Origin of the sequence: Streptomyces peucetius, from assembly GCF_025854275.1 — a bacterium.
Lineage (GTDB): Bacteria > Actinomycetota > Actinomycetes > Streptomycetales > Streptomycetaceae > Streptomyces > Streptomyces peucetius_A.
Genome location: NZ_CP107567.1, coordinates 7779616 through 7802784, shown reverse-complemented (window position 1 = coordinate 7802784; position 23169 = coordinate 7779616). Strand labels below are relative to the sequence as shown.

Genomic DNA, 23169 nt, shown 5'->3' with positions numbered 1-23169 from the left:
CGGGGCCAATGCCTGCACGTCACTCCGTCTCGGCACCAAGGGAGGCCGAGCAGTACGTCGCGCCGGGCCCGGGGCCGTCGGAGCGGCAGGCCCGGGCGACGCGGGCTGTTGCGCTGTCCGTGGAGCGACCGGTGCTACGTGATCTTGCGTCCGAGCGCCCTCATGAGATGACCCTTCTGCTTCTCGTTGAGCGAGAGTCGCTGCTGGATGCGGCCGCACTCCGTGCAGACCAGGGTCTGCAGCGGGAAGCTCTTGTGCATGTGGGTGTCCTGGAGTCTCAGCATGAGGTGGCCGCCGGCGCGCGAAGGGGCCTCCACTTCATAGATCTCGCTCGCCCCGCACCCCGGACAACGCCCCTGTCTCATGTCGGTGATCTCCATGCCAGGCATCCTAGGGACGCAGGGGAATCCCCGCCAGGAAGATCGGGGCCCGGCAGCGCACTCCGCCGAACTCGCAGGTGAGTGAAGCCGGTCGGGACGCAGGTCGAGTTATCGTCACCGGATGTCTGTAGCTCCCGAGAAGTTCGACACCGCGATGACAGCCTGGCAGGAATGGCAGGACGCCCCTTGGGGCCGCCTCCGCTATGCGGTCGCCGAGGCAAACCTCGCCCGTCGACTCGGCGACGACGGCGGCCCGTTGCGCATACTCGACCTCGCCGGCGGTGACGGCGGCGACGCCATCCGCCTCGCGGGCCGCGGCCATCACGTCACCGTCGTCGACTACGCCCCCGCCATGCTCGCCGCCGCGTCCGAGCGGGCCTCGGCGGCCGGTCTGACGGAGCTGATCACCTGCGTGCAGACCGACGCGACGGCTCTGCCCGCCGAAATCGCCGACGGAGCGTTCGACGTGGTGCTGTGCCACAACCTCCTCCAGTACGTGGACGACGTGCCGGGCGTGCTCGCCGCCGCCCTTGCCCCGCTGAGGCACGGCGGGCTGTTCTCGGTGATGGCGATCAACCGGCACTCGGCCGCCCTGAACGTCGCCGTTCGCGACATGGACCCCGCCGCCGCGCTGGGCGCGCTCGACGCGGCCCAGGCACGGACCCGGATGTTCGACTCAGCGCTGAGGCTTCACACGGCCGAGGAGATCGTCCCCGTCCTGCGGGGCCTCGGCTGCAGGGACGTGGAGCACTGCGGCATCCGCAGTTTCTGCGACTACATCACCGACGACTCGCGGAAGTACGACCCGGCGTTCTACGCCGATCTCGAGCGGCTGGAGCTCGCCGCCACCGCGCGTCCGCCGTACATGCACACCGCCCGGCTGTTCCAGCTGACGGCGTGAAAACGGAGCGGTTCGCGGCGGACCGACACGTAGGTGTCGGGAGGTCAAAGGGCCGGTGCCGGACGGGTCGTGCGGGTGAGTTCGCGGCGGACGCGCAGGAAGGGGCGGGGCCGGTCGACGGCGAGCACCCCTGTCGTGGACCCGTCACGCTCGTACAGTGCGAGGAAACTGCCCTCGTCCGTGGAGCCCTCGGCGACGCGTACGGTGTCCCCTTCGCGGCGCCGTCCCGCGAACTGGATGCGGGCCCCGTACTGGTCGGACCAGAAGTAGGGCAGCGGGCGTACGTGTTCGACGGTGCGCCCGGCCAGCACGTCGGCCGCATGGCCGGCGTCCATGTACCGCTGCTGCCGCTCGCCCACCAGTACGCCAGGACGGGGCCGCTGCCGGAGCACGCCGGTGTGAACGACCCCGGCACGGAGGCTTCCCGGCCGATCCTGCGGTTCCAGGACCGCGACCTGTACTTCCGCGAGCACACGGACCGCATCGGCATCGGAAGCTACGCCCACAAGCCGCTGCCCGTCGACCCGTTCACCGTCCCCGCGTACGACGACGCGCCGGCCACGCCGATGCGAATGCCGTCGTCGTATCCGTTCACGAGGGAGGACTGCGACCCGAGCTGGGAGGACTGCGCCTGGCTGATGCCGGCTCTCGCGGACTCCGAGGTGGAGGAGGGCTTCAACGGTGTCTTCTCCTTCACTCCCGACGGCATGCCGGTCCTCGGCGAGGCCCGCTCGCTGCGCGGCTTCTGGCTCGCCGAGGCCGTCTGGGTGACGCACTCGGCGGGAGTGGCGAAGGCCGTCGCCGAGTGGATGGTCGACGGCCGGCCCTCGACGGACGTCCACGAGTGCGACCTCACCCGCTTCGAGGACGCCCAGCGCTCCCCCGCCTATGTGGCGGACCGCGGGACCCAGCAGTTCGTCGAGGTCTACGACGTGCTGCACCCGCTGCAGCCCATGGACCGGCCTCGGCCGCTGCGGGTCAGCCCCTTCTACGCGCGCCAGCAGGAGCTCGGGGCGTACTTCCTCGAGGGCGGCGGCTGGGAGCGTCCGCACTGGTACGAGGCGAACGCACCGCTCGCCGAGGACGTCGAACTGCCCGCGCGCGACGCCTGGTCGGCCCGCCACTGGTCGCCGATCGCCGCCGCGGAGGCGAAGGCCACCCACGAGAAGGTCGCCCTGTACGACATGACGCCGCTGCGCCGGCTGGAGGTCACCGGGCCCGGCGCACTCGCCTTCCTGCAGCGGATGACCAGCAACAACCTGGCCAACAAGCCCGGCGCGGTGACCTACACGCTGCTTCTCGACGAGAGGGGCGGTATCCGCTCCGACCTGACCGTGGCGCGGCTCGCCGCCGACCGGTTCCAGATCGGCGCCAACTCGCGCGCGGACGAGGACTGGCTGCTGCGGCACGCCCCGGACGACGTCCGGATCCGGGACATCACCTCCGGCACCTGCTGCATCGGTGTGTGGGGGCCGCTCGCCCGCGAGCTGGTGCAGCCGCTCACCCGCGACGACTTCTCGCACCAGGGCTTCGGCTACTTCCGGGCCCGGCAGTCCCACATCGGCCATGTGCCGGTCACCGCACTGCGGCTGAGTTACGTGGGCGAGCTGGGCTGGGAGCTGTACACCAGCGCCGATCTGGGCCTGCGGCTGTGGGACACCCTGTGGGAGGCCGGACAGGAGCACGGGGTGATCGCCGCCGGCCGGTCGGCGTTCAACAGCCTGCGGCTGGAGAAGGGCTACCGCGCCTGGGGCCACGACATGACCGACGAGCACAACCAGTACGAGGCGGGCGTCGGCTTCGCCGTCCGCCTGGACAAGGGCGACTTCGTGGGCCGCAAGGCCCTGGAGAAGGCGGGCGAGGTGCGGCGCAGACTGACCGCGTTGCTCCTCGACGACCCGGCGGCGGTCGTCCTCGGCAAGGAACCGGTGTACGTCGACGGCGCGCCGGCCGGTTATGTCACCAGCGCCTCGTACGGCTACACGCTGGGCCGCTGCGTCGTCTACGCCTGGCTGCCGCCGCCGGCGGCGGGCACCGCCGTGCACGTCGAGTACTTCGGCGAGAAGGTCCCGGCGACCGTCGCCGACGAGCCTTTGTTCGACCCGGACATGAGCCGCATCCGGCGCTAGGAAGGCCGGCGGACACGTCACCCGCCGTACCCGCGCGCCGCGCGCACCGGCCTGTCGCCGAACGGCACCACCGAGCACCCCCTCGCGCCTTTCCGCCCCTATCACCGGCTGCCGGCCGTACCCGCCTGAGGAGCCCGCCGTGACGAAAACTCCCCTTCCAGCCAGTCTCATCGCCACCCTGCCGGGCCGCTTCTACACCGATCCGGAGATCTTCCGGCGGGAACAGGAGCGGCTGTTCGAGTCGATGTGGTTCTGCGCGGTGCGCAGCGCCGACCTCGGCGGGCCGGGCGCGTTCCGTACCGTGCAGGTCGGCCGCGAGAGCGTCATCGTCAACCGCAACCGTGCCGGTGAGCTGAGGGCCTTTCTCAACATCTGCCGCCACCGCGGCGCCCGGCTGTGTCTTCAGGAGTCGGGCGAGGTGCGGCGTTCCCTGCAGTGCCCGTACCACGCCTGGACGTACGACCTCGACGGCAGGCTGGTCGCCGCGCCGAATCTGGCGAAGATGCCCGACGTCGACCGCGCCGGGTACGGGCTGGTGCCAGTGGCGCTGCACGAATGGCAGGGCTGCGCCTGGGTGTACCTGTCCGACGAGCCGCCGTCCTTCGAGGAGACCGTGATCGACGCGGCCGTGGAGCGGCTCGGCGACGCCGCGTCGATCGAGCGCTACCGCACCGAGGACCTCGCGCTCGGCAGGCGCGTCACCTACGACGTGAAGGCGAACTGGAAGCTGATCGTCGAAGAACTTCATGGAGTGCTACCACTGCGCGACGATCCACCCGGAACTCACCGAGGTGCTGCCGGAGTTCGCGGACGGATACGCGGCGCAGTACTACGTGGGCCACGGCGCCGAGTTCGGCGAGGACGTCAAGGGCTTCACCGTCGACGGCAGCGAGGACTTCGCCAGGCTGCCCGGCGTCACGGACGAACAGAACCGCCGCTACTACGCCGTCACCGTAAAACCGACCGTCTTCGTCAATCTGGTGCCCGACCATGTGATCCTGCACCGGATGTTCCCGCTCGCCGAGGACCGGACGGTCGTCGAGTGCGACTGGCTGTACGCGCCGGAGGTGATCGAGTCCGGTGCGGACGTGTCGAAGTCCGTGGAACTGTTCCACCGCGTCAACGCGCAGGACTTCGAGGCCTGCGAGCGCGCCCAGCCGGCGATGGCGTCCCGCGCCTACCGCTCCGGCGGGGTGCTGGTGCCCACCGAGCACCACATCGGCATCTTCCACGCCTGGCTGACGGAGCGGCTGGACGCCTGACGACTCCGGGCAGGCCCGTCTCGGCGAGCGCCAATGGCAAACGGAAATCATTTTCATGTAGGGTGGCGAAGTCCGTTCCTCACACCGGAGTTCTCATGGCTGTCCCGAAACGCAAGATGTCCCGCAGCAACACCCGCCACCGCCGTGCGCAGTGGAAGGCGACAACACCTCAGCTGGTGCCTGTCACGGTCGACGGCACGTCGTACCTGGTGCCGCAGCGGCTGGCCAAGGCGTACGAGCGTGGCCTGCTGCGACCGGAAGGGTGACCGCCGTGAGCGATGGTCGCCTGCCGGTGACCGTCCTGTCGGGCTTCCTCGGCGCCGGCAAGACGACGCTGCTCAATCATGTCCTCGGCAACCGCGAGGGTCTGCGTGTCGCGGTGATCGTCAACGACATGAGCGAGATCAACATCGATGCCGCCCTGGTGAGAGGTGGTGAGGCCGCGCTGTCACGCACCGAGGAACGCCTGGTCGAGATGACCAACGGGTGCATCTGCTGCACCTTGAGGGACGACCTGCTCGAAGAGGTGGACCGACTGGCCCGGGAGGGGCGCTTCGACCACCTGCTGATCGAGTCGAGCGGTATTTCCGAACCGATGCCGGTCGCCGCGACGTTCGCGTTCCCGCGCGACGACGGCGCGACCCTGGGTGACCTGGCCCGGCTGGACACCATGGTCACCGTCGTGGACGCGGTCAACTTCCTGCCCGAGCTGACAGAGGGCGACGATCTCGCCGAACGCGGACTGGACCAGTACGAGGACGACGAACGCACCGTCAGCGACCTGCTGATGGACCAGGTCGAGTTCGCCGACGTCATCGTCGTCAACAAGCTCGACCTCGTCGACACGCAGGACGCGGTCCGGCTGCGTGCCGCGCTGACCCGCCTCAACCCGGCAGCCCGGATCGTCTCCGCCACCCATGGGCGGGTCCGCCCGGCGGACATCCTCGGCACGGGGCTGTTCGATCTCGAGCGGGCGCAGCAGGCGCCGGGCTGGGTGAGGGAACTCAACGGCGACCACGTCCCGGAGACCGAGGAGTACGGCATCTCGTCGACGGTCTACCGCGCGGGCCGGCCGTTCCACCCGGTCAGGCTGTGGGAGTTCGTCACCGAAGGACTCGACAGCGGCTCCTTCGGGCAGATCCTGCGGTCCAAAGGATTCTTCCGGCTGGCCGGCCGTCCCCGTGTGACCGGCTTGTGGTCGCAGGCCGGTTCGGTGGCCCGCTTCGAACCCTCCGGTGCCTGCGAACCGGGCACCGCCCAGGGGCAGGAACTGGTGTTCATCGGCACACAGCTCGATGTTCCCGCGCTGCGCGCCGCGCTCGACGCGTGTCTGACGGCCGACGGCGAAGTGGCCCGGCACGATGATCCCTTCCCCGCCTGGGAGACCTTCGGGATCGATGAAGCGTGCGAGCACGAGCACCACGCCGCCGCGGTGACGGGCGTGTGAGACTCCGGGCCGGGCGGTGGTGCAGCCACGGCATCGCCCGGCCCGGGCCCGCGCCGGCGTCCGCCACGGGTGGAGGAGGACCGACCGGGTCTCCCGCAGCTGCCTCGGCCCCGTCTTCCGCGAGGGCCTATCCCTGCGGCGGCTCGGCGTCACCGTCGTACGCGTCGTGCCAGTTCCACCAGTCGTAGGGCGGGGTCCGGGGGTATCCCTCCGGCGAGTCCTCCCATTCCTCCTGCCGTCCGAGCGCGGTCATGTCGAGGTAGCTCCATGTGGTCCCCAACGCTTCGTCGCCGCGGTTGTTGACGAAGTAGGTGCGGAACACGCTGTCGCCGTCGCGGATGAACGCGTTCGTGCCGTGCCACTCGTCCACGCCGAAGTCGGCGTCGAACTCGTCGGTCATGGTGTACCAGGGCATCGTCCAGCCCATCCGCGCCTTCAACCGCCCGATGTCCGGCTGCGGTGCGCGCGAGGCGAAGACGAGAGTGGTGTCGCGGGCGTTCAGATGGGCGAGGTGGGCGACGTGATCGGCCACCATGGAGCAGCCGACGCACGCGTGGTCGGGCCAGCCGGAGACTCCGGGCTCGAAGAAGGCACGGTAGACGATCAGCTGGCGACGGCCCTCGAACAGGTCGGGCAGGCTCGCCCTGCCTTCGGGCCCGTCGAACCCGTATTCCTTGTCCACGGCCGTCCACGGCATGCGCCGGCGCATCGCGGCCAGCGCGTCCCGGGCACGGGTCAGTTCCTTCTCCTTCACGAGCAGCTGCTCGCGCGCGGCTTCCCACTCGCGCGGGGTGACGATCGGCGGTGTCTTCATGGCGGTGTCCACCTTCCGGCTCGGGTGCAAACTCATGACGGGCGGAGAACGAACGTGCCCTCGGGAGCGGAGTCGGCGCCCGGGTGGAAGCCGTGGCCGATCCGGTCGAAGAGCGCGCGCAGCCAGTGGGAGTCCTCCCAGGAGGCGTGCCGCAGCCTCATCCGCCGGGCCTGCAAGGGAGTGATCCGCACATCGGCGAGCCTGCCGGTGTCCGGATCCACCGAGACGAGATACAGCGGCCGCAGGTCGTCCCGGTACTCCTCGTAGCCCGTGATGCCCTCGTAGTCGTCGATGAAGTCGCCGCACCCGTAGAGGATGAGCTTCCCCCGGTAGACCTCCAGGGGCCGGGGATGGTGCGAGGAGTGCCCGTGCACGACGTCCACGCCGCCGTCGATCAGCGCATGCGCGAAGGCGACCTGGTCACGGGAGACGGGGTAGCCCCAGTTGGAACCCCAGTGGACCGACGCCACGACGAGGTCACCGGGCCGCTTCACCTGCTGTACCCGGCCGGCCGTCCCGGCCGCGGCGGCCTTCGACGGCCCTGCCACGAAATGGACGCCGCCCCGGGGTCCCGTCGCGGCCCACTGCTGTGGGACGCCGCTGGAGGTCATCCCGAAGGAGAAGACGAGGATCCTGCGGTCGCCGTCCACGGGGACGATCGCCGGACGCCTCGCCTCGTGGGCGTTCCGCCCCGCCCCGGCCGTGCGCAGACCCGCGCCCGCCAAGGCGTCGAGCGTCTCCTCCAGTCCGCGGTGGCCGAAGTCCAGGACGTGGTTGTTGGCCAGCGCGCAGACGTCGGGGCGGGCAACTGCCAGGCAAGGGAGGTTGGCGGGGTTCATCCGGTAGTGGATGTACCGGCCGGCGGCGAAGGTGTCGTGTCGCGTGACGCTGGTCTCCAGATTGACCACTCGCGCGTCGGGCGCGGCTTCGTCCAGCACCTGCAGCGCGTCGCCCCATGGCCACGAGAAGTCGACGGGACGGGGAATGGGGCCGTTCGCCGTCTCCGCCAGCTCGACATAGGCCCGGGCGTCCCGTACGTAGTCCTCCCGCAGCTCGGGGTCACCGGGGTGCGGAAGGATCTGGTCGACACCCCGGCCGAGCATGACATCGCCGCAGAGGAACAAAGTGACCATGCCACCACCCTTTCCTCAGGTCAGGGCCATGGGATCCGACGGCACGGCACCGGACCGGACCGCTACTCGTCGACGCCGATGCCGATCAGCGCGAGCGTGATGTTGTCGGGGCCCCCTGCTGCGACGGCGGACTTCCACATTTCGAAGGCCGCCCTGCCACCGTCGTGGGCGCGCAACAGGTCGCCGAGCGACTCCTCCGGCACCGGGTCGGTCAGGCCGTCCGTGCACGCCAGCCAGCGACCGGCTCCGGAGAGCGGTGACGTCGTGACGTGCGGGGTGACGGCGCTGAACCGGTGAGCGCCCCCGAGGGCCTGTGTGACCAGTGACGTGGTGCGCTGCCCCGGCGCCGGCGCCGGGCTGTCGTCCACGCTCAGCCGCCGCAGATCGTCGGCGGACGCGTCGAGCACTCTGCTGTCGCCCACGTTGAACACCAGCAGCGACTCGTCCAGCACGACCACGCCCGCGACGGTGGTGCCCATGGTGGTCAGCGACGGATCACGGTCGGCCGCCGCGTACACCGCCTCGTTGCAGACGTTCAGCACGTCGCGGACGGCTTCCTCACCGTCGAGGGAAGGGCCGTACGACGCCAGGTGCCGGACGACCAGGGCGCTGGCCACCTCGCCGCCCGGCTGTCCGCCGATGCCGTCGGCGACCGCGACGACGAGCGGGGTGCCGAGCGGGAAGACGAACGTCTGCGGATTCTCGGTCACGGTGCCGCACAGCGTCCACGGGCCGACGACAAGGCTGTCCTCGTTGTGGTCGCGGACCAGCCCGGGATGGCTCAGGGCGGTCACCGTCACATACCGCATCACAGTCCCGCCTCTCGGAAACGGCACCGCATGAGCCACCTTCTCCGGCTCGTCGGATCAGGTGGAGATGGATGCGATCAGGTCACCGACCTTGGGGTCGGGCAGCGCGCGGGCCACATCGGCCTGGGCGACGATGCCCACCAGGATGTGGCCGTCGATGACCGGGAGACGGCGGACCTTGTGCCGGCTCATGGTCCGCAGGATCTCCTCGGCGCCGTCGTCGGCACCAATGGTCACCACTTCGCCCTGGGCGAGGTCGCCGGCCTTGACCTTGGCTGGATCCTTGCCTGCGCCGAGGACCTTCACGACGATGTCGCGGTCGGTGAGCATGCCCTTGAGCCTTTCGTCGGCTCCGCAGATGGGCAGGGCGCCGACGCCCAGTTCGGTCATCATCTTCGCTGCGTCCAGGACGGTTTCCCTGGCGCCGACACAGGTGGCGTCCGGGGTCATGATCTCGCGCGCGGTGGGCATGCCTGTTTTCTCCTCCTCGGACTCCTCGGACTGTGCGGACTGTGCGGACGGCCGGGTGGCGGGCTCCGCACCAGATGCGGTGCCGGTCGGGCCGTCCAGAACCCCGCCGCGGCGCAGCACGGCGTAGCCGACGCCGATCCCGATGGCGACCGGCCACTCCAGGACGTCCGCGGCTGCGAGGGCGCCCACTCCCAGATAGAGGGGGAGGCCCTTCTTGGCGGGGAGCACCTGCCGGGCGACGGCGACCGGGAGCATGGCGGCGTTGAGGGCACCGCTCGCCACCCGGTCGGGTGAGGGCACGGTCAGCGTGACCGTGCGCCGCTTGCCTGCCGCCGACGGTGGGCCTTCACGAGGGGGCTGGGCCGGGCGCTCGTTCCCGGCGACGGTTCCGGTGCCGGCCGGGACGTGGGTTCGGTGCGCGGAAGTCACGGTCATCGCCTCGCCTGTTCCGTCAGAACCTGTGTATCCACTATCAATAGGTCTATCCCGTATCGCCGGTTTCATGAGTTTCACCGAGACTGCTTCTGACGTTCATTCGCACCGGCCGGTCTGCACGAGGAGGCACGGCTCATGTCACCCGAGCCTTCCTTCCCCCTGGGCGTGCCTCCCTTGCTGCGTTCGGTCGTCGCGGGCGCCGCTGAACAGATGGCGTCCGGCGCCCGTGCTGCCTGGGGGCTCGCCGAACGTCTTCTCGACGGGCACCGCCGTGAGGTGTCGTGGACGTCGGGACGCTGCTACGTCACGGTCTGCGGCGTGCACGGCGCCGAGGGAGAGGCCGTCGCCCGTCGTGTGGAGCGGGCGGTGGAGGAGCATCCGGGAGTGCTGTGGGCGCGGGTGAACGCCCCCATGGAACGGGTGATCATCGCGGTCGATTCGCCGCCCCCGCCGGACAGCGAACTGGTCGCGCTGGTGGAGCAGGCCGAAGGCGACCGCGCCGCGGACGCGGAAGCCTTCGACGACTGGCAGCCGGAGCCGCATCATCCGGCGGAGGGTCCGCCGTTCCCCTCGGTTCCGGCTCTGGTGGCCGACACGCTGGGGCTGGCCCTGGTGACCGTGCGGCGGGTCGCTCCGTGGTTCGGTCTGCCGCCGGAGGTCGCCGGGGGCATCGACGCCGTTCGCCACCACCCGCGGCTTCGGCATCTGATCGACGACGTCAGCGGGACCGAGCAGGCCGACTCGCTGCTGCCCGTGATCGGTGCCCTCGTCCAGGGTGTCGCCACGGGCGGCGGGGGGCTCGCCCTGGACGTGCTCCAGCGCCTGGCGGTGTGGCGCGAGGCGAGCGCCGAGCGCACGGCGTGGCACGAGCGCGAGAGCCTGCTCGTACGTGGCCCGGAGGAGGCGTCGGCCGACGCGGTCACGGCCGGCCGTACCGGTCCGCCGCCTCAGGACGGTGCCGACCGGTACGCGGAGCGGTCGATGGCGGCAGGGCTGGCCGCCGGCGTCATGGCGTTGCCGTTCGCCGGCATCCGCAAGGCGGTCGCCGTCGCCCTGGCTTCGGTGCCGAAGGCACCCGGCGCGGGGCGTGAGGGCTTCGCCACGAGCCTGGGACGGTATCTGGCTCTGCGCGGTGCGGTGACGATGGACCGTACGGCGCTGCGGCGCCTCGGCCAGGTGGACACGATCCTCCTCGAGGAAGAGGCGCTGCGGGGCGACCGGTACGAGCCCGTGGATCTGGAAGTGCTCGGGGACACCGACCCCGAGCAGGCGTCCGAGCGGCTGTTCGCCCTCTTCGATGACGATATGCCTCTGGCCACCCGCAGCGCCGGCGACTGGACGCTGGGACCGCTGGACGACCTGGTCCTGGAAGGCCGGACCGGCGGCAAGGCGGCGAAACGGCTGCGGCGGCGCGGCAGCGAGAAGGTACTGGGCCTGGCGCACGGGCGCCGGCTCCAGGCGGTGGCCGGGCTGGGCACCCAGTCGGCTCCCGGCGCCGAGGCCGTCGCCGCAGCCGCCCGCCGGGCCGGGGCGCGGGTGGTCGTCGCGTCCGACCTGGAGGGTCCCGGCTTCGCGTTCGCCGATGCCGTGGTGCCGGCGGGCGACCGTCTGGCCGCGTCGGTGCGCGATCTGCAGGCCGACGGGGCGGTCGTGCTGCTCATCTCCGGCAACCGCCGGGCGCTCGCCGCGGCGGACTGCGCGATCGGGATCCACCGGGACCAGCAGCACACCCCCTGGGGGGCACACGTTCTGGTCGGGGCCGACCTCGAAGCCGCGGGCTTGATCGTCGACGCGGTGGGAGCGGCCACCGTGGTGGACCGCGACAGCCACTACCTGGCCGCCGGCGGCAGCGGGGTCGGCGCTGTCGCCGCGTTGCAGGCACCGGCGTGGCGAGCGACGGCGCGGGTGCTGGCAGTGAGCAACGCGGCCGGGGCTGTGGCGTTCTGCCTGGGCGCCTGGCGGGCCCGGCAACTGCTGAGCCGCCCCCTCGCCCCGCCGGTGACCACCGTCCCCTGGCACCTCATGCCCGCCGACCGCGTCATGGAGCGGCTGCGTACCCGGCCGGAGGGTCTCTCCGCGCAGGAGGCGGCGGCCCGCAGCGCAGAGGCGCACGCGGGTGAGCCGGCGAAACTGACGCTGCCGTACGCGTTCGTCGAGGAGATGTCCAATCCGCTCACCCCGATTCTCGCCGCCGGCGCCGCTCTGGCCGCCGCCGTCGGATCCCGTACCGACGCGGCTCTGGTCGCCGCCATCACCGGCGTCTCCGCTCTGGTCGGCGGCTTCCAGCGGGTGAAGACGGATCGCGCGCTCGCCGAGCTCTTCGCCCAGTCGGCCATCGGGGCGCGGGTGCGGCGTGAGGGCCGGGAGCGGCTCGTCACCTCGAACGATCTCGTTCCCGGCGATGTCGTCTCCCTGCGGCCCGAGGACGTCGTGCCCGCGGACTGCCGACTGCTGGAGGCGGACGGCCTCGAGGTCGACGAGTCCTCCCTCACGGGAGAGTCCCTCTCCGTGGGCAAGGATCCGGCGCCGGTCGTCGCCGCCCACATCACCGGGCGTCACTCGATGCTCTACGAGGGCACCACCGTCTCCTCCGGACGGGCCACCGCCGTCGTCGTGGCGACCGGCTCCGCCACGGAAGCCGGTCGCAGTCTCGCCACCGCGCGGCAGGCCGCACCGGAAACAGGTGTGGAGGCCCGGCTGTCGTCCCTGACCCGCGCCAGCATGCCCATCGCCCTCGGGTCCGCCGTCGCGGTCGCCCTCTCCGGGCTGCTCCACGGCCGTCCCCTGACCGACAATCTCGCCTCCGCCGTCAATCTGGCCGTCGCCTCCGTCCCCGAAGGCCTGCCCTTCCTCGTCAACGCCGCCCAACTGGCCGCCGCCAGGCGCCTGGCCGACATCGGCGCCCTCGTACGCAACCCCCGCACCATCGAAGCGCTCGGCCGCGCCGACGTCCTCTGCTTCGACAAGACCGGCACCCTCACCGAAGGCACGCTGGAACTCACCGGGGTCGGTGACGGCGACGGCATCGCTGCCGTCGACCGGCTCGACAGCCGCGGCAAGGAGATTCTGGCCGCCGCGCTGCGCGCCACCCCGCCCGCCCGCGAGGCCGAACCGATGGCCCACCAGACCGACCGGGCGATCGTCGCCGGCGCTCGCCGCGGAGGCGTCACCACGCGTGCGGGAGCCCCGCACTGGCGCCGCACGGACGCCCTCCCCTTCGAACCGGCCCGGGCGTACCACGCGACGGTCGGCCGCAGCGGCGGCCATGTCCTGCTCAGCGTGAAGGGCGCGCCGGAGAACGTCGTCGGCCGGTGCGCCAGGCGCCGCCGGCAGCACGGCACCGTGGCTCTCGACGACGCGTCCAGGAGAGACCTCGCCGAAGCGGCCGAGGAACTCGCGGCGGCGGGGCGCCGAGTCCTGGCCGTGGCCGAACGCCGCATGGACAAGGGCGAGGATCTCACCGACGAGGCCGTGCGGGAGCTGGTGTTCCTGGGCTTCCTCACGCTCGCCGACCCGGTGCGCGAGAGCGCCGCGCCCGCGACGGCACGACTGCGCGAGGCCGGCGTGCACACCGTCATGCTCACCGGCGACCACCCGGCCACCGCCGACGCCATCGCCTCCACGATCAGCGACATCACGGAACCCCGCGTGTCCACCGGGCCGGAGATCGACGAACTGGACGACGACGCCCTGGACGCGCTGCTGCCCGGTGTCGACGTCATCGCCCGCTGCAGCCCCACCCACAAGGTCAGGATCGTCCAGGCCTACCAGCGCATCGGCCGGGTCGTCGCCATGACCGGCGACGGGGCCAACGACGCTGCCGCCATCCGGCTCGCCGACGTCGGCATCGCTCTCGGACGCCGTGGCACGCCGGCCGCGACGGCGGCCGCGGACCTCGTCGTCACCGACGACCGGCTGGAGACCATCGTCTCCGCCCTCATGGAGGGCCGGGCCATGTGGACCTCGGTCCGCGCGGCGCTCGCCATCCTCATCGGGGGAAACCTCGGCGAAGTCACCTTCAGCGTCCTCACCTCGACGCTCACCGGTGCCACGCCGCTGAACGCCCGCCAGATCATGCTCGTGAACCTCCTCACCGACCTCGCGCCCTCCCTGGCCATCGCCGTACGCGAACCGTCCGGCCAGAGCGGCGAGCGCCTTCTCGCCGAGGGGCCGCACCGCTCGCTGGGCGCCGCCCTCACCCGGGAGATGCTGCTGCGCGGCATCACCACCGCCACCGGCGCCGGCCTGGCCTGGGCCGCGGCCCGCATCACGGGCCGGGGCCGGCGTGCCTCCACCGTCGCCCTGGCGGCGGTGGTCGGTACCCAACTGGCCCAGACGCTCACCGCAGGCGGCACGGACCGCAACGTCCTCGTGGCCGGACTCGGCTCCGCGGCCGTCCTCGTCGCGATCATCCAGATCCCCGGCGTCAGCCAGTTCTTCGGCTGCACGCCGCTCGGCCCCGTCGCCTGGGGCATCGCCCTCGGCGCGATCGTCACCGCCACCGTCCTCGGCCATGTCGCCGCGCGCATGGCCTTCCCCGCCACCCCAACACCGTGACGGTGCGCCTGTCGCAGGCGAACGGCGGTGGCATCCTTGGTCCCGGCTTTGGTGCCGGCTTTGATCTCGGTCTTGGTCCCGGCTTTGGTCCCGGCTTTGGTCCCGGCTGATCTCAGGCGGCTTCCTCGGCCAGCTTCCTGATGCCGCTCAGGGTGGCCTCCATCCCCGCGCGCAGCTCCTCCAGCCGGGCGGCGACGATCTCTTCCCTCCGGTCCGGCAGGCGTTCGACGGCCAGAGTGATCCCGCTGCGGCCCGGCCCGATGCGCACCGTCTGCCGCAGCCGTACGCCGCCGTCCTCGCCCGCGAGTTCGTAGCGCCAGGAGGCCAGAGCCCTCGCCGGATCCACCGTCGCCTCTCCGAACCGGCCGTCCGCGTCCGTGACGGCCCAGGCGAACACCCGTTGCTCCTCCATCTCGACCACATGCGAGACGGTCCGCCACTCGCCGAGCACGGGGTGACTGTTGTGCCCCTCGAAGCGCGCCCCCGACGCGGGCCGGTCCACGCCGTCGAGCCATGCGGCACGCCGCAACTCCGGGCTGAGCCGGGCAGGCAGACCGATATCGGTCACCAGCCGCCACACCTGCGGCAAGGCTGCCCGGACATGAACATCACAGTGCACCTGCGGGCCATCGGCACTTCGCATGTCGTCCCCTCCGTGTCGGAGCGGCCGACCGTCGGCTGCTCCTCGCGTCCGGCGCCCCTCGGTCCCTGGATTCCGCCGCCCGGTCGAGATTGGTGTATACGGCCTCCGGACACAAGAAGCTCTTTGCGTGCGGCCTTTGAACCAACGCTCGGACGCTGCGGTTGAGAAAGCGCCGACAGGCTCGCCGCTTGCCCGGCACTGCCCGGTTCGTTCGGCCTCCCCGTGCTTCCGCGTCACGTGGCCCACCACGCGGTCCGGGGGAAGGTTGAATGTGCGTATGGACGGTTCTTTGTGGAACAGGCTGTCGGCCGAGCAGCAAGCAGAGGTGGACCGCCTCGTTGGCATCGGGCGCAGCGTCCAGGCCATGGTGGTGATGCGTGAGTGCGCCGGCCTGCCGCAGCCCGGTATCCGCGAGAGGGGTGACCTGGTGGCTGAACGCATTGTTGCCCACGGGGGTACGCCGTAGGCGTCGTCCGCCGATGAGGTCGACCGGCGCAACCTCTCCGACGACGTAGGCACTGTACGACGTCACCGACACCGACACGGTCCTTGAGCGGCGGACCGGGCCGACGATGCTGGATGTGCTGGCCCGGCACCCCTGTAGGTGAGCTCTCTCGGCAGGGGCCTGGGAGGACTCCACGACCGGTTGCACGCCCTGCCGACCCCAACCTGACGCCCGCGGAGGCAGCGTGGCCGGAGCCGCGGCGGCGGTCGGTGACGCCTCCGAAACGGCGGCAGGAGCAGGTGCGTCGTGCTCAGGCCACCGTGGAGACGGGTGCAGTGGTTCCGCCGCCCTCGTGGATCCGTCCCTCTCGAAGTGAATCACCGGACCCGAGGCTGCCTTCAACCGCTCGCCATTCAGAGGCGAGAACCGCCCAGATCTGCTTGTCGTGGCGAGTACCGCCGACGGGCCAGGATTCGCGTCGCACACCCTCGAGGGTCATGCCGAGCCTCTTGGCCACCGCGGAGCTCCGCTCGTTGTCGGCGCGGCAGTGCCATTCGGCGCGGTGCAGCCCGCGGGTGACGAACGCCCAGTCCAGCAGGGTGCGACACGCTTCGGTGACCAGACCGTGGCCCTCGGCGGATGGTTCCAGCCAGCAGCCGACCTCGCACGAGCCCGAGGCGGCGCTGAAGTCCGTGAACATCACGCCGCCGACCAGCGTGCCGTCGAGCCGGATGCCGTACAGGCGGGCCCCGTCCGCGGCCTGGCGCTCGGCGTACCGGCGCAGGGTGGCCCGAGCCCCGTCGAGGTCGTCGGTGACGAAACCCGGCCCGACCCACGGGCGGATGTGGTCGCCGGTCCGGTCCATGTGGGCGGCGAACTCCTCGGCATGCCAGGGCTCCAGCGGGCAGAGACGCGCGTTGTCCCGCAACGGGAGGGAGAACATGGGAACCTCGCATTCACACAACAAGCGTTACGGGTATGTACTGTTGCAGCATGCCACGTACCAAGGGGGATCACGAAGCCCGCCGCCGCGACGTTTCGGAGGCGGTCTGGCGCGTGCTGGCCGCGCACGGCTTCAGCGGGCTGACCCTGCGCGCCGTCGCCCGTGAGCTCGGCGCGACCACCGGCCTGCTCACCCACTACTTCCCCACCAAGAACGACCTCGTCGCACACGCCCTCGACCTGCTCGAACGTCGCAGCGCCGCTCGCCCGCGGCGCGCCGCCGACCAGGGACTGGCCGCGGTGAGGGCTGCTCTGCTCGACATCCTGCCGCTGACCGCCGAGACCACTGCCGGCAACCGGATCTGGGTCTCCTCGTGGGACACCGCCCTGGCGGATCCCGCGTTGAGCGACGACTACGGCCGCAAGTACGCGCAGAGCCGCGACAAGCTGCGCGACCTGATCGCCACGGCGCAGCGGTCGGGCGAACTCCCCGCCCAGGACCCCGCACGCGTCGCGGCCGCCGCGCAGGCCTTCGTACTCGGCCTGGTCGTCCAGGCGCTGTTCGACCCCGCGGCGTTCCCGCCCGAACGCCAGACGCAACTGGTCGACGACTACCTGGCCGCCCTGACGTCGCGGCCCCCGGCGACCGCACACCGTGCATGATGGTGCCTGCCGGGAGAGACGGGGGGCTCAGTGGAAGCCGCAGCGGAAACGGCCACGGCCCGCAGCGTGGCGCGTGCACGCGTGGGAGCGGGCCTGGCCGTGAAGGAGCCGTTCCGGCACACGTCGTCGCGGCTCACCGCGCACACCCTGACCGCCTTGGCCGGTCATGGCTCGGTTCGATGTGCGTGATCGTGCAGTGCTGCGGGTCGCGGCCGCTGTCCCCCTCCCTGCCGGAGGCGGACAGCGGCCGCTTCAGCGTGCGGATCAGAGGCCGCCCTGGTGCCAGGGGCCGGTGATCGCGAACGTGATGCCCGGAGTCTGGATGTTCACGAACAGCCAGTTGCCGTTCTTCGGTTCGAAGACGGAGCCGGCCCACTCCGACCCCCGGTGGTCGGCCGCCGCGACGGCCTTGCCCGCCGTGCCGCCGCGCAGGTCGACGTTGTTGGCGGCGAAACGGAAGATCTCACCGTCCGCGGTCAGCCCGTGGACGTACTCGGTCCCGCTGCCGTCCTCGCAGAGCACCAGGCCCCCACGGGGGCTGACGCACATGTTGTCCGGCGCGTTGAGCACCTCGGCGCCCGGGGAGGCGAAGAGCACCCGGAACTCGTCGGTGGCCGGGTCCAGTTCGAAGACCTGTCCCTGGCGGGCGGGGCCGCCGTCGGTCGTGATGACGTAGATGCGGTCGTTGCCGTACCAGGCGCCCTCGAGGCGGCTGAACACCGCGGCGCCGTTCGCCTGCGCCTGGTGTCGCACGGTGTCCGCCGCCGGGTCGACGTCGTCCACGGGCACCCAGGAAACGGTGCCGTACGCCTTCTCCCCGTCACGGCGGGTGTCGTACGAGGTGGGGCCGATGCGCACGGCCTCCAGCCGGCCGCCCTTGGACAGGTCGCCCGCCACCGCCGGAACGAACCGGTACAGCGACGCATCGCCCCGGTCCTCCGTCTCGTAGACGTAGCCGGTCGCCGGGTCGATGGCGACGGCCTCGTGGTTGAACCGGCCCATGGCCTTGTAGGGCTCGGGGTTGCCCTTGCCCTGGGAGGCCACCTCGAAGATGTAGCCGTGGCGCTTCCCGGCGGTCGTCGAGAAGGTCTCCTCGCAGGTGAGCCAGGTGTTCCACGGGGTGGGCCCACCGGCGCAGTTGCGGAGTGTGCCGCCGAGACTGCCGTAGGACTCCAGCCACTGCCCGGCATCCGGGTCGAAGACCATGGTGGTGGTCCCGCCGCCGGCCTCGGCGTTGTACGCCGGGGCGGTGAAGGCGGGTCCGGCGCCGCGCTCGTGGTTGCGCACGAGATGGACCCGGTCCCCGTACCGGAAGGCCGCCATGCCGTCGTGCGAGCCCGGGGTCCGTACCCCGTCGTCCATCAGGTCGTTCGTCCAGCCGTAGGAGATGTACTCGAACCCACGCGGCAACTGCAGCAGTTCCAGCCCGGTGGCCTGGTCCTTGACCGGGCTCAGCGGGCCGTACCCGGCATCGAACGCGAACTTCAACGGCGCGGCTTCCGCCGTCCGCGCGGCGAGCGCCTGGAAGGGGACGGACGCGGCCGCGGCCACGGCGGCCCCGCGCAGGAGGGTGCGTCGTTCGAAACCGGGACCGGTCGCGCTTCCGGCGGACGAGCCTGTCATGGGAGTCCTCTCGATGCTGCGGACTGGGGAGCGGCGCCCATCACACTAGGAGCGGACGCGGGGCCGTTTCCCAACCCGAGATGAGCATCAGGAGAACGTCGTTCAGCCGACGGCCCGATACCGGCGTCCCCCACCCCGGCCTGGAGCGATGCGGTACTGGCCGGAGGTGCGACTGCCGGAACTCCGCTCGGCTGCCGCATACCTGACGGGATCACCGGCCTGGGCTTCGCTCCGACCGCCCTGGCCGCGCGGGCGACGCCTACTCGGCCGGCGGCCGCACCCGGACGGGACCCGCTCGCACCATTGCGCCCCTCACCGTGGGGAAGGGCCTCGGCCCCAGTACCACCACGTCCCCGCCGTGGAACTCCGCAGGGGATGGCGCACGCGCGACGCTCTGCGGCCGGGCCCGGGGCGGACCGGGTGCCGTGGCTGTGCGTTCCGCGTCGTAGGCCGCGCGTCGCCGCGGGTCGTGCAGGACTGCGTAAGCGGCCATGACAAGGTCGAACTGTTCCCGCCGGCCGGGCTGATCCAGCTGCGCATCCGGATGCAGCTTCCGCACCAGCTTGCGGAAAGCGGTGGTGATCTCTGCCGCCGATGCCGTCGGCGGCACCCCCAGGACCGTGTAGTGGCTCTCACGCCCTCGCTGCGCCACTGCCTTCACCTCCCAGCAAGCAGAGGCGATACCGCCTACGGGGCCCTGCGGCTGACGACGACCGCAGGGCCCGACGACCCGGCCGATCCGGATGCCCGGCCGCCCCTGCGCGGGGCGCTCGGCACCCGGGCCAGGACGACAGCCCCGGGTTTCCGGGACGACGGTGCCGGGTTCCTCACCCGATGCCGTGCGCCGGCCGGCCGAAACCGGCGGGGACCCGGTGGTCATGCTCCACGTCGATCCACACGCCCGTGCTGTACGGGCGTGAAGCGATGCGTGTCGAGCGCTTCATGAAACGGGCTACGCGGTCGAGCCTCACCCGAAGGCGCCTGCGACGAGTCGTGCGCGGCAGCACGTTACGCAGCAGCACGGCCATCTCCTCCTCTCCTCGACGTGCTGTCACGATCGGGCATATCCGATATCACTTATATAACCGGCAGCCTCTGTCCTGACAAGAGCCGGCTCAACCCGACAGGGGACACGGTCTGCCGGCCCCGTCGGGCCTCCGCTTCGCCGCCCGACGGCGAACGATCACCCCTGCGTGTGGGCGTGTCGGCGACACGGTGAGCGGCACAGCCGTGACGATCGCCTCGCAACCCCGACACGGGCTCGCCCCCGCGTCCGCACGAAGGAGAAACAAGCACGATGGCTACCGGCACAGTGAAATGGTTCAACCCCGAGAAGGGCTTCGGGTTCATCGCCCAGGACAGCGGCGGTCCGGACGTGTTCGTCCACTACTCGGCCATCGCCACAACCGGATACCGCGAGCTCGCCGAGGGACAGAAGGTGGAGTTCGACGTCACCCAAGGACCGAAGGGGCCGCAGGCCGAGAACGTCACCCCCGTCTGACCCCCGAACCCCTCCCCCTCTCCCCCGGCGCCCCGCGTGCAGCTCACGCGGGGCGACCGCGTGTCGGGACAGCTGCGTGCCGGGACAGCCGCGCGAGGATCACCGGCCCGGGCTGCCTCTCCCCTGTCGCGAAACACCGGAGCGGACCGATCAGGAATGAAGAAGCGCCGGTCACCGAGCCGGAACTAGCGTGGCCGCCATGGACATCAGCCGCCACGCGACCCTTCTCCCGCACGACGCCCCGGACGTCGCCCTCTCCTTCGCCGCATTCCCCACCGCGGCCGTCCGCGATCCCGCCGCCGTCCGCCATCCAACGGGCGACCTGATCCGCGTCGGCGAACTCCGCTGAGCCGTACCGCGATCACAGCCGTGACGTGTGCAGACGACACCGCGTCGACCCGCGTGCGCCGGGCACATGGACAGCGCACCGGGGCCGCGACCGCGGCCCCGCCGACGAACGAGAACCGGAACTGCACGTACCGCGCAAAGCTTGGTTAGATCGGGCCAGGCGACGCCGCCGGAGACCGCGCAGGCGGCCCCCGCCCGACAGATGGAGACACGATGAGCAAGGCCCAGAGGACTGATGCGCAGTCGCTCGAGCCGCACGTTGCCGACAGCCACGGTCTCATCCGTGTGCACGGCGCGCGCGAGAACAACCTCAAGGACATCAGCATCGAGATCCCGAAGCGCAGGCTGACGGTGTTCACCGGCGTCTCCGGCTCGGGCAAGAGCTCACTGGTCTTCGACACGATCGCCGCGGAGTCGCAGCGGTTGATCAACGAGACCTACAGCGCCTTCCTGCAGGGCTTCATGCCGACGCCGGCGCGGCCCGAGGTCGACGTCCTCGACGGGCTGACGACCGCGATCAGCGTCGACCAGCAGCGGATGGGCTCCGACCCCCGTTCCACGGTCGGCACCGCCACCGATGCCAACGCGATGCTGCGCATCCTCTTCAGCCGGCTCGGGAAGCCGCACATCGGCCCGCCCAGCGCGTACTCCTTCAACACCGCCTCGGTCCGGGCGACCGGTGCGATCACCGTCGAGCGCGGCGCCAGGACGAAGGCCCAGAAGGCGACCTTCGAGCGCACCGGCGGCATGTGCAACCGCTGCGAGGGCCGGGGCTCGGTCTCGGACATCGACCTCACCCAGCTCTACGACGACTCCAAGTCGATCACGGAGGGGGCGTTCACCATTCCCGGCTGGAAGTCGGACAACGTGTGGACCGTGGGGCTCTACGCCCAGTCGGGTTTCCTCGACCCGGACAAGCCGATCCGCGACTTCACCAAGAAGGAGATGCGGGACTTCCTCTACGGCGAGCCGACCAAGGTAAAGGTCAACGGTGTCAACCTCACCTACGAGGGGCTGATCCCCAAGATCCAGAAGTCGTTCCTGTCCAAGGACAAGGAAGCGATGCAGCCGCACATCCGGGCGTTCGTGGAGCGGGCCGTCACCTTCACCACCTGCCCCGAGTGCGACGGCACCCGGCTCAGCGAGGGGGCCCGGTCGTCGAAGATCAAGCGGATCAGCATCGCCGACGCCTGTGCGATGGAGATCCGCGACCTGGCCGAATGGGTCCGCGGCCTCAAGGAGCCGTCGGTGGCACCCCTGCTCACCGCCCTGCAGCAGACCCTCGACTCGTTCGTGGAGATCGGCCTCGGCTACCTCGCGCTCGACCGGCCGGCCGGCACGCTCTCCGGCGGTGAGGCGCAGCGCGTCAAGATGATCCGCCACCTCGGCTCGTCCCTCACCGACGTCACCTATGTCTTCGACGAACCCAGCATCGGCCTGCACCCGCATGACATCCAGCGGATGAACAACCTGCTGCTGCGGCTGCGGGACAAGGGCAACACGGTGCTCGTCGTGGAGCACAAGCCCGAGGTGATCGCCATCGCCGACCACGTCGTCGACCTCGGTCCCGGCGCCGGTACGGCGGGCGGCACCGTCGTCTTCGAGGGCACCGTCGACGGGCTGCGGGCCGGCGGCACCGTCACCGGCCGCCATCTGGACGACCGGGCCGGTCTCAAGGAGACGGTGCGCAAGGACACGGGCGCCCTGGAGATCCGCGGCGCGACGGCGAACAACCTCCGGGGGGTGGACATCGACATTCCGCTCGGGGTGCTGACCGTCGTCACCGGTGTCGCCGGTTCGGGCAAGAGCTCGCTCGTGCACGGGTCGATCCCCGCCGAGGCCGTGGTGTCCGTCGACCAGAGCGCGATCCGCGGCTCCAGGCGCAGCAACCCGGCGACGTACACCGGCCTGCTCGACCCGATCCGCAAGGCCTTCGCCAAGGTCAACGGTGTGAAGCCGGCGCTGTTCAGTGCCAACTCCGAGGGCGCCTGCCCCACCTGCAACGGCGCAGGCGTCATCTACACCGACCTGGCGATCATGCAGAGCGTCGCCACCGCCTGCGAGGACTGCGAGGGGAAGCGGTTCCAGCCCTCGGTGCTCGAATACCACCTCGGCGGCCGGGACATCAGCGAGGTGCTGGAGATGTCGGTGACCGAGGCCGAGGAATTCTTCGGCGGCGGCGAGGCGGCCACACCGGCCGCGCACCGCATCCTCCACCGGCTCGCCGACGTCGGGCTCGGCTACCTCACCCTCGGCCAGCCGCTCACCACGCTGTCCGGCGGCGAGCGCCAGCGGCTCAAGCTGGCCACGCGCATGGCCGAGAAGGGCGGCATCTACGTCCTCGACGAGCCGACCACCGGCCTCCACCTCGCGGACGTCGAGCAGCTGCTCGGCCTGCTCGACCGGCTCGTCGACTCCGGCAAGTCGGTCATCGTCGTCGAGCACCACCAGGCGGTCATGGCGCACGCCGACTGGATCATCGACCTGGGGCCCGGCGCCGGACACGACGGCGGCAAGGTCGTCTTCGAGGGCACCCCCGCCGACCTGGTCGCCGCCCGCTCCACCCTCACCGGCGAGCACCTCGCGGCCTACGTCGGTACCTGACCGGGGCCTCTTCCGGCCTGGCCGAGGCCTCTTCCGCTTCCCACCCGGCGGCCGGGCGGAAA

Annotated in this window: 20 protein-coding genes and 1 pseudogene; 10 read left to right on the top strand and 11 right to left on the bottom strand. The window is 71.2% G+C overall.

Annotation, left to right across the window (positions count from 1 at the left end; genetic code table 11):
- Positions 1–134: 134 nt before the first annotated feature.
- Positions 135–365 (bottom strand): hypothetical protein, encoded by a 231-nt coding sequence (locus OGH68_RS35250; RefSeq protein ID WP_264249645.1) that lies wholly within the window; start codon positions 363–365, stop codon positions 135–137.
- A 136-nt stretch (positions 366–501) separates the two neighbouring features.
- Between OGH68_RS35250 and OGH68_RS35245 the strand changes: the two genes are divergently transcribed.
- Positions 502–1281, top strand: coding sequence for a class I SAM-dependent methyltransferase (locus tag OGH68_RS35245; protein ID WP_264249643.1), 780 nt, complete (start codon positions 502–504; stop codon positions 1279–1281).
- A 44-nt stretch (positions 1282–1325) separates the two neighbouring features.
- Here the strand turns inward: OGH68_RS35245 and OGH68_RS35240 are convergent, their stop codons facing one another.
- Positions 1326–1616, bottom strand: a complete 291-nt coding sequence (locus OGH68_RS35240; RefSeq protein WP_413471072.1) for an oxidoreductase C-terminal domain-containing protein — start codon at positions 1614–1616, stop codon at positions 1326–1328.
- Between OGH68_RS35240 and OGH68_RS35235 the strand changes: the two genes are divergently transcribed.
- The 4 genes and pseudogenes from OGH68_RS35235 to OGH68_RS35220 all read left to right on the top strand — a co-directional run bounded on the left by OGH68_RS35235 (position 1602) and on the right by OGH68_RS35220 (position 6119).
- Positions 1602–3410 (top strand): GcvT family protein, encoded by a 1809-nt coding sequence (locus OGH68_RS35235; RefSeq protein ID WP_264249642.1) that lies wholly within the window; start codon positions 1602–1604, stop codon positions 3408–3410. The two genes, OGH68_RS35240 and OGH68_RS35235, sit on opposite strands and share 15 nt — an antisense overlap.
- A 139-nt stretch (positions 3411–3549) precedes the next feature.
- Positions 3550–4672: pseudogene (locus OGH68_RS35230) on the top strand (aromatic ring-hydroxylating oxygenase subunit alpha).
- Between the two features lie 95 nt (positions 4673–4767).
- Complete coding sequence (gene rpmF, locus OGH68_RS35225; RefSeq protein WP_264249641.1) at positions 4768–4938, top strand: 50S ribosomal protein L32; 171 nt, start codon at positions 4768–4770, stop codon at positions 4936–4938.
- Positions 4939–4943: 5 nt separating this feature from the next.
- On the top strand, positions 4944–6119 hold the full coding sequence (locus OGH68_RS35220) for a GTP-binding protein (protein WP_264249639.1): 1176 nt from the start codon (positions 4944–4946) through the stop codon (positions 6117–6119).
- 127 nt (positions 6120–6246) lie between these two features.
- On the opposite strand, the gene OGH68_RS35215 is transcribed toward OGH68_RS35220, so the two are convergent.
- The 4 genes from OGH68_RS35215 to OGH68_RS35200 form a co-directional block, all read right to left on the bottom strand.
- The gene (locus OGH68_RS35215; protein ID WP_264249636.1) at positions 6247–6933 is read right to left on the bottom strand and encodes a DUF899 domain-containing protein; all 687 of its coding nucleotides are present in this window, start codon (positions 6931–6933) and stop codon (positions 6247–6249) included.
- A 32-nt stretch (positions 6934–6965) separates the two neighbouring features.
- Positions 6966–8066 carry a CapA family protein gene (locus OGH68_RS35210; protein ID WP_264249635.1) on the bottom strand — a complete coding sequence of 367 codons (1101 nt, stop codon included), beginning with the start codon at positions 8064–8066 and terminating at the stop codon, positions 6966–6968.
- A gap of 62 nt (positions 8067–8128) precedes the next feature.
- Positions 8129–8875 carry a PP2C family protein-serine/threonine phosphatase gene (locus tag OGH68_RS35205; RefSeq protein WP_264249634.1) on the bottom strand — a complete coding sequence of 249 codons (747 nt, stop codon included), beginning with the start codon at positions 8873–8875 and terminating at the stop codon, positions 8129–8131.
- A gap of 57 nt (positions 8876–8932) precedes the next feature.
- A complete protein-coding gene (locus OGH68_RS35200) occupies positions 8933–9346 on the bottom strand; it encodes a CBS domain-containing protein (protein WP_264250441.1) in 414 nt (137 codons plus the stop codon).
- 570 nt (positions 9347–9916) lie between these two features.
- Here OGH68_RS35200 and OGH68_RS35195 point away from each other — a divergent pair.
- Complete coding sequence (locus OGH68_RS35195; protein ID WP_264249633.1) at positions 9917–14338, top strand: HAD-IC family P-type ATPase; 4422 nt, start codon at positions 9917–9919, stop codon at positions 14336–14338.
- Between the two features lie 112 nt (positions 14339–14450).
- Here the strand turns inward: OGH68_RS35195 and OGH68_RS35190 are convergent, their stop codons facing one another.
- Together OGH68_RS35190 and OGH68_RS35185 are read right to left on the bottom strand one after the other, a co-directional pair.
- Positions 14451–14981: an SRPBCC family protein gene (locus tag OGH68_RS35190; protein WP_264249632.1), complete on the bottom strand. Its 531-nt coding sequence runs from the start codon at positions 14979–14981 to the stop codon at positions 14451–14453.
- 755 nt (positions 14982–15736) lie between these two features.
- A complete protein-coding gene (locus OGH68_RS35185) occupies positions 15737–16369 on the bottom strand; it encodes a GNAT family N-acetyltransferase (protein WP_264249631.1) in 633 nt (210 codons plus the stop codon).
- A gap of 50 nt (positions 16370–16419) precedes the next feature.
- Here OGH68_RS35185 and OGH68_RS35180 point away from each other — a divergent pair, with 50 nt between their 5' ends.
- Positions 16420–17031, top strand: coding sequence for a TetR/AcrR family transcriptional regulator (locus OGH68_RS35180; RefSeq protein WP_264249630.1), 612 nt, complete (start codon positions 16420–16422; stop codon positions 17029–17031).
- Between the two features lie 264 nt (positions 17032–17295).
- Here the strand turns inward: OGH68_RS35180 and OGH68_RS35175 are convergent, their stop codons facing one another.
- The 3 genes from OGH68_RS35175 to OGH68_RS35170 all read right to left on the bottom strand — a co-directional run bounded on the left by OGH68_RS35175 (position 17296) and on the right by OGH68_RS35170 (position 19682).
- Entirely contained in the window at positions 17296–18654 is a 1359-nt protein-coding gene (locus tag OGH68_RS35175) for a PhoX family protein (protein WP_264249628.1), read from the bottom strand.
- Positions 18655–18913: 259 nt separating this feature from the next.
- Positions 18914–19534: a J domain-containing protein gene (locus tag OGH68_RS36560; protein ID WP_413471071.1), complete on the bottom strand. Its 621-nt coding sequence runs from the start codon at positions 19532–19534 to the stop codon at positions 18914–18916.
- Complete coding sequence (locus OGH68_RS35170; RefSeq protein WP_264249625.1) at positions 19482–19682, bottom strand: hypothetical protein; 201 nt, start codon at positions 19680–19682, stop codon at positions 19482–19484. Before OGH68_RS35170 ends, OGH68_RS36560 begins: the two co-directional genes overlap by 53 nt.
- Positions 19683–19951: 269 nt before the next feature.
- On the opposite strand from OGH68_RS35170, the gene OGH68_RS35165 reads away from it, so the two are divergent.
- From OGH68_RS35165 to OGH68_RS35155, 3 genes are all read left to right on the top strand, one after another.
- On the top strand, positions 19952–20155 hold the full coding sequence (locus OGH68_RS35165; RefSeq protein ID WP_264249623.1) for a cold-shock protein: 204 nt from the start codon (positions 19952–19954) through the stop codon (positions 20153–20155).
- A 199-nt stretch (positions 20156–20354) separates the two neighbouring features.
- Positions 20355–20504, top strand: a complete 150-nt coding sequence (locus OGH68_RS35160; protein WP_264249622.1) for a hypothetical protein — start codon at positions 20355–20357, stop codon at positions 20502–20504.
- Between the two features lie 212 nt (positions 20505–20716).
- On the top strand, positions 20717–23107 hold the full coding sequence (locus OGH68_RS35155; RefSeq protein WP_264249621.1) for an excinuclease ABC subunit UvrA: 2391 nt from the start codon (positions 20717–20719) through the stop codon (positions 23105–23107).
- The last annotated feature ends 62 nt before the right edge of the window (positions 23108–23169 follow it).

Coding starts and splice junctions, on each gene's coding strand:
- OGH68_RS35250 (WP_264249645.1), bottom strand. CDS start 365: ATGAGACAGGGGCGTTGTCCGGGGTGCGGGGCGAGCGAGATCTATGAA.
- OGH68_RS35245 (WP_264249643.1), top strand. CDS start 502: ATGTCTGTAGCTCCCGAGAAGTTCGACACCGCGATGACAGCCTGGCAG.
- OGH68_RS35235 (WP_264249642.1), top strand. CDS start 1,602: ATGGCCGGCGTCCATGTACCGCTGCTGCCGCTCGCCCACCAGTACGCC.
- OGH68_RS35240 (WP_413471072.1), bottom strand. CDS start 1,616: ATGGACGCCGGCCATGCGGCCGACGTGCTGGCCGGGCGCACCGTCGAA.
- rpmF (WP_264249641.1), top strand. CDS start 4,768: ATGGCTGTCCCGAAACGCAAGATGTCCCGCAGCAACACCCGCCACCGC.
- OGH68_RS35215 (WP_264249636.1), bottom strand. CDS start 6,933: ATGAAGACACCGCCGATCGTCACCCCGCGCGAGTGGGAAGCCGCGCGC.
- OGH68_RS35210 (WP_264249635.1), bottom strand. CDS start 8,066: ATGGTCACTTTGTTCCTCTGCGGCGATGTCATGCTCGGCCGGGGTGTC.
- OGH68_RS35205 (WP_264249634.1), bottom strand. CDS start 8,875: ATGCGGTATGTGACGGTGACCGCCCTGAGCCATCCCGGGCTGGTCCGC.
- OGH68_RS35200 (WP_264250441.1), bottom strand. CDS start 9,346: ATGCCCACCGCGCGCGAGATCATGACCCCGGACGCCACCTGTGTCGGC.
- OGH68_RS35195 (WP_264249633.1), top strand. CDS start 9,917: ATGTCACCCGAGCCTTCCTTCCCCCTGGGCGTGCCTCCCTTGCTGCGT.
- OGH68_RS35190 (WP_264249632.1), bottom strand. CDS start 14,981: ATGCGAAGTGCCGATGGCCCGCAGGTGCACTGTGATGTTCATGTCCGG.
- OGH68_RS35185 (WP_264249631.1), bottom strand. CDS start 16,369: ATGTTCTCCCTCCCGTTGCGGGACAACGCGCGTCTCTGCCCGCTGGAG.
- OGH68_RS35180 (WP_264249630.1), top strand. CDS start 16,420: ATGCCACGTACCAAGGGGGATCACGAAGCCCGCCGCCGCGACGTTTCG.
- OGH68_RS35175 (WP_264249628.1), bottom strand. CDS start 18,654: ATGACAGGCTCGTCCGCCGGAAGCGCGACCGGTCCCGGTTTCGAACGA.
- OGH68_RS36560 (WP_413471071.1), bottom strand. CDS start 19,534: ATGACCACCGGGTCCCCGCCGGTTTCGGCCGGCCGGCGCACGGCATCG.
- OGH68_RS35170 (WP_264249625.1), bottom strand. CDS start 19,682: ATGGCCGTGCTGCTGCGTAACGTGCTGCCGCGCACGACTCGTCGCAGG.
- OGH68_RS35165 (WP_264249623.1), top strand. CDS start 19,952: ATGGCTACCGGCACAGTGAAATGGTTCAACCCCGAGAAGGGCTTCGGG.
- OGH68_RS35160 (WP_264249622.1), top strand. CDS start 20,355: ATGGACATCAGCCGCCACGCGACCCTTCTCCCGCACGACGCCCCGGAC.
- OGH68_RS35155 (WP_264249621.1), top strand. CDS start 20,717: ATGAGCAAGGCCCAGAGGACTGATGCGCAGTCGCTCGAGCCGCACGTT.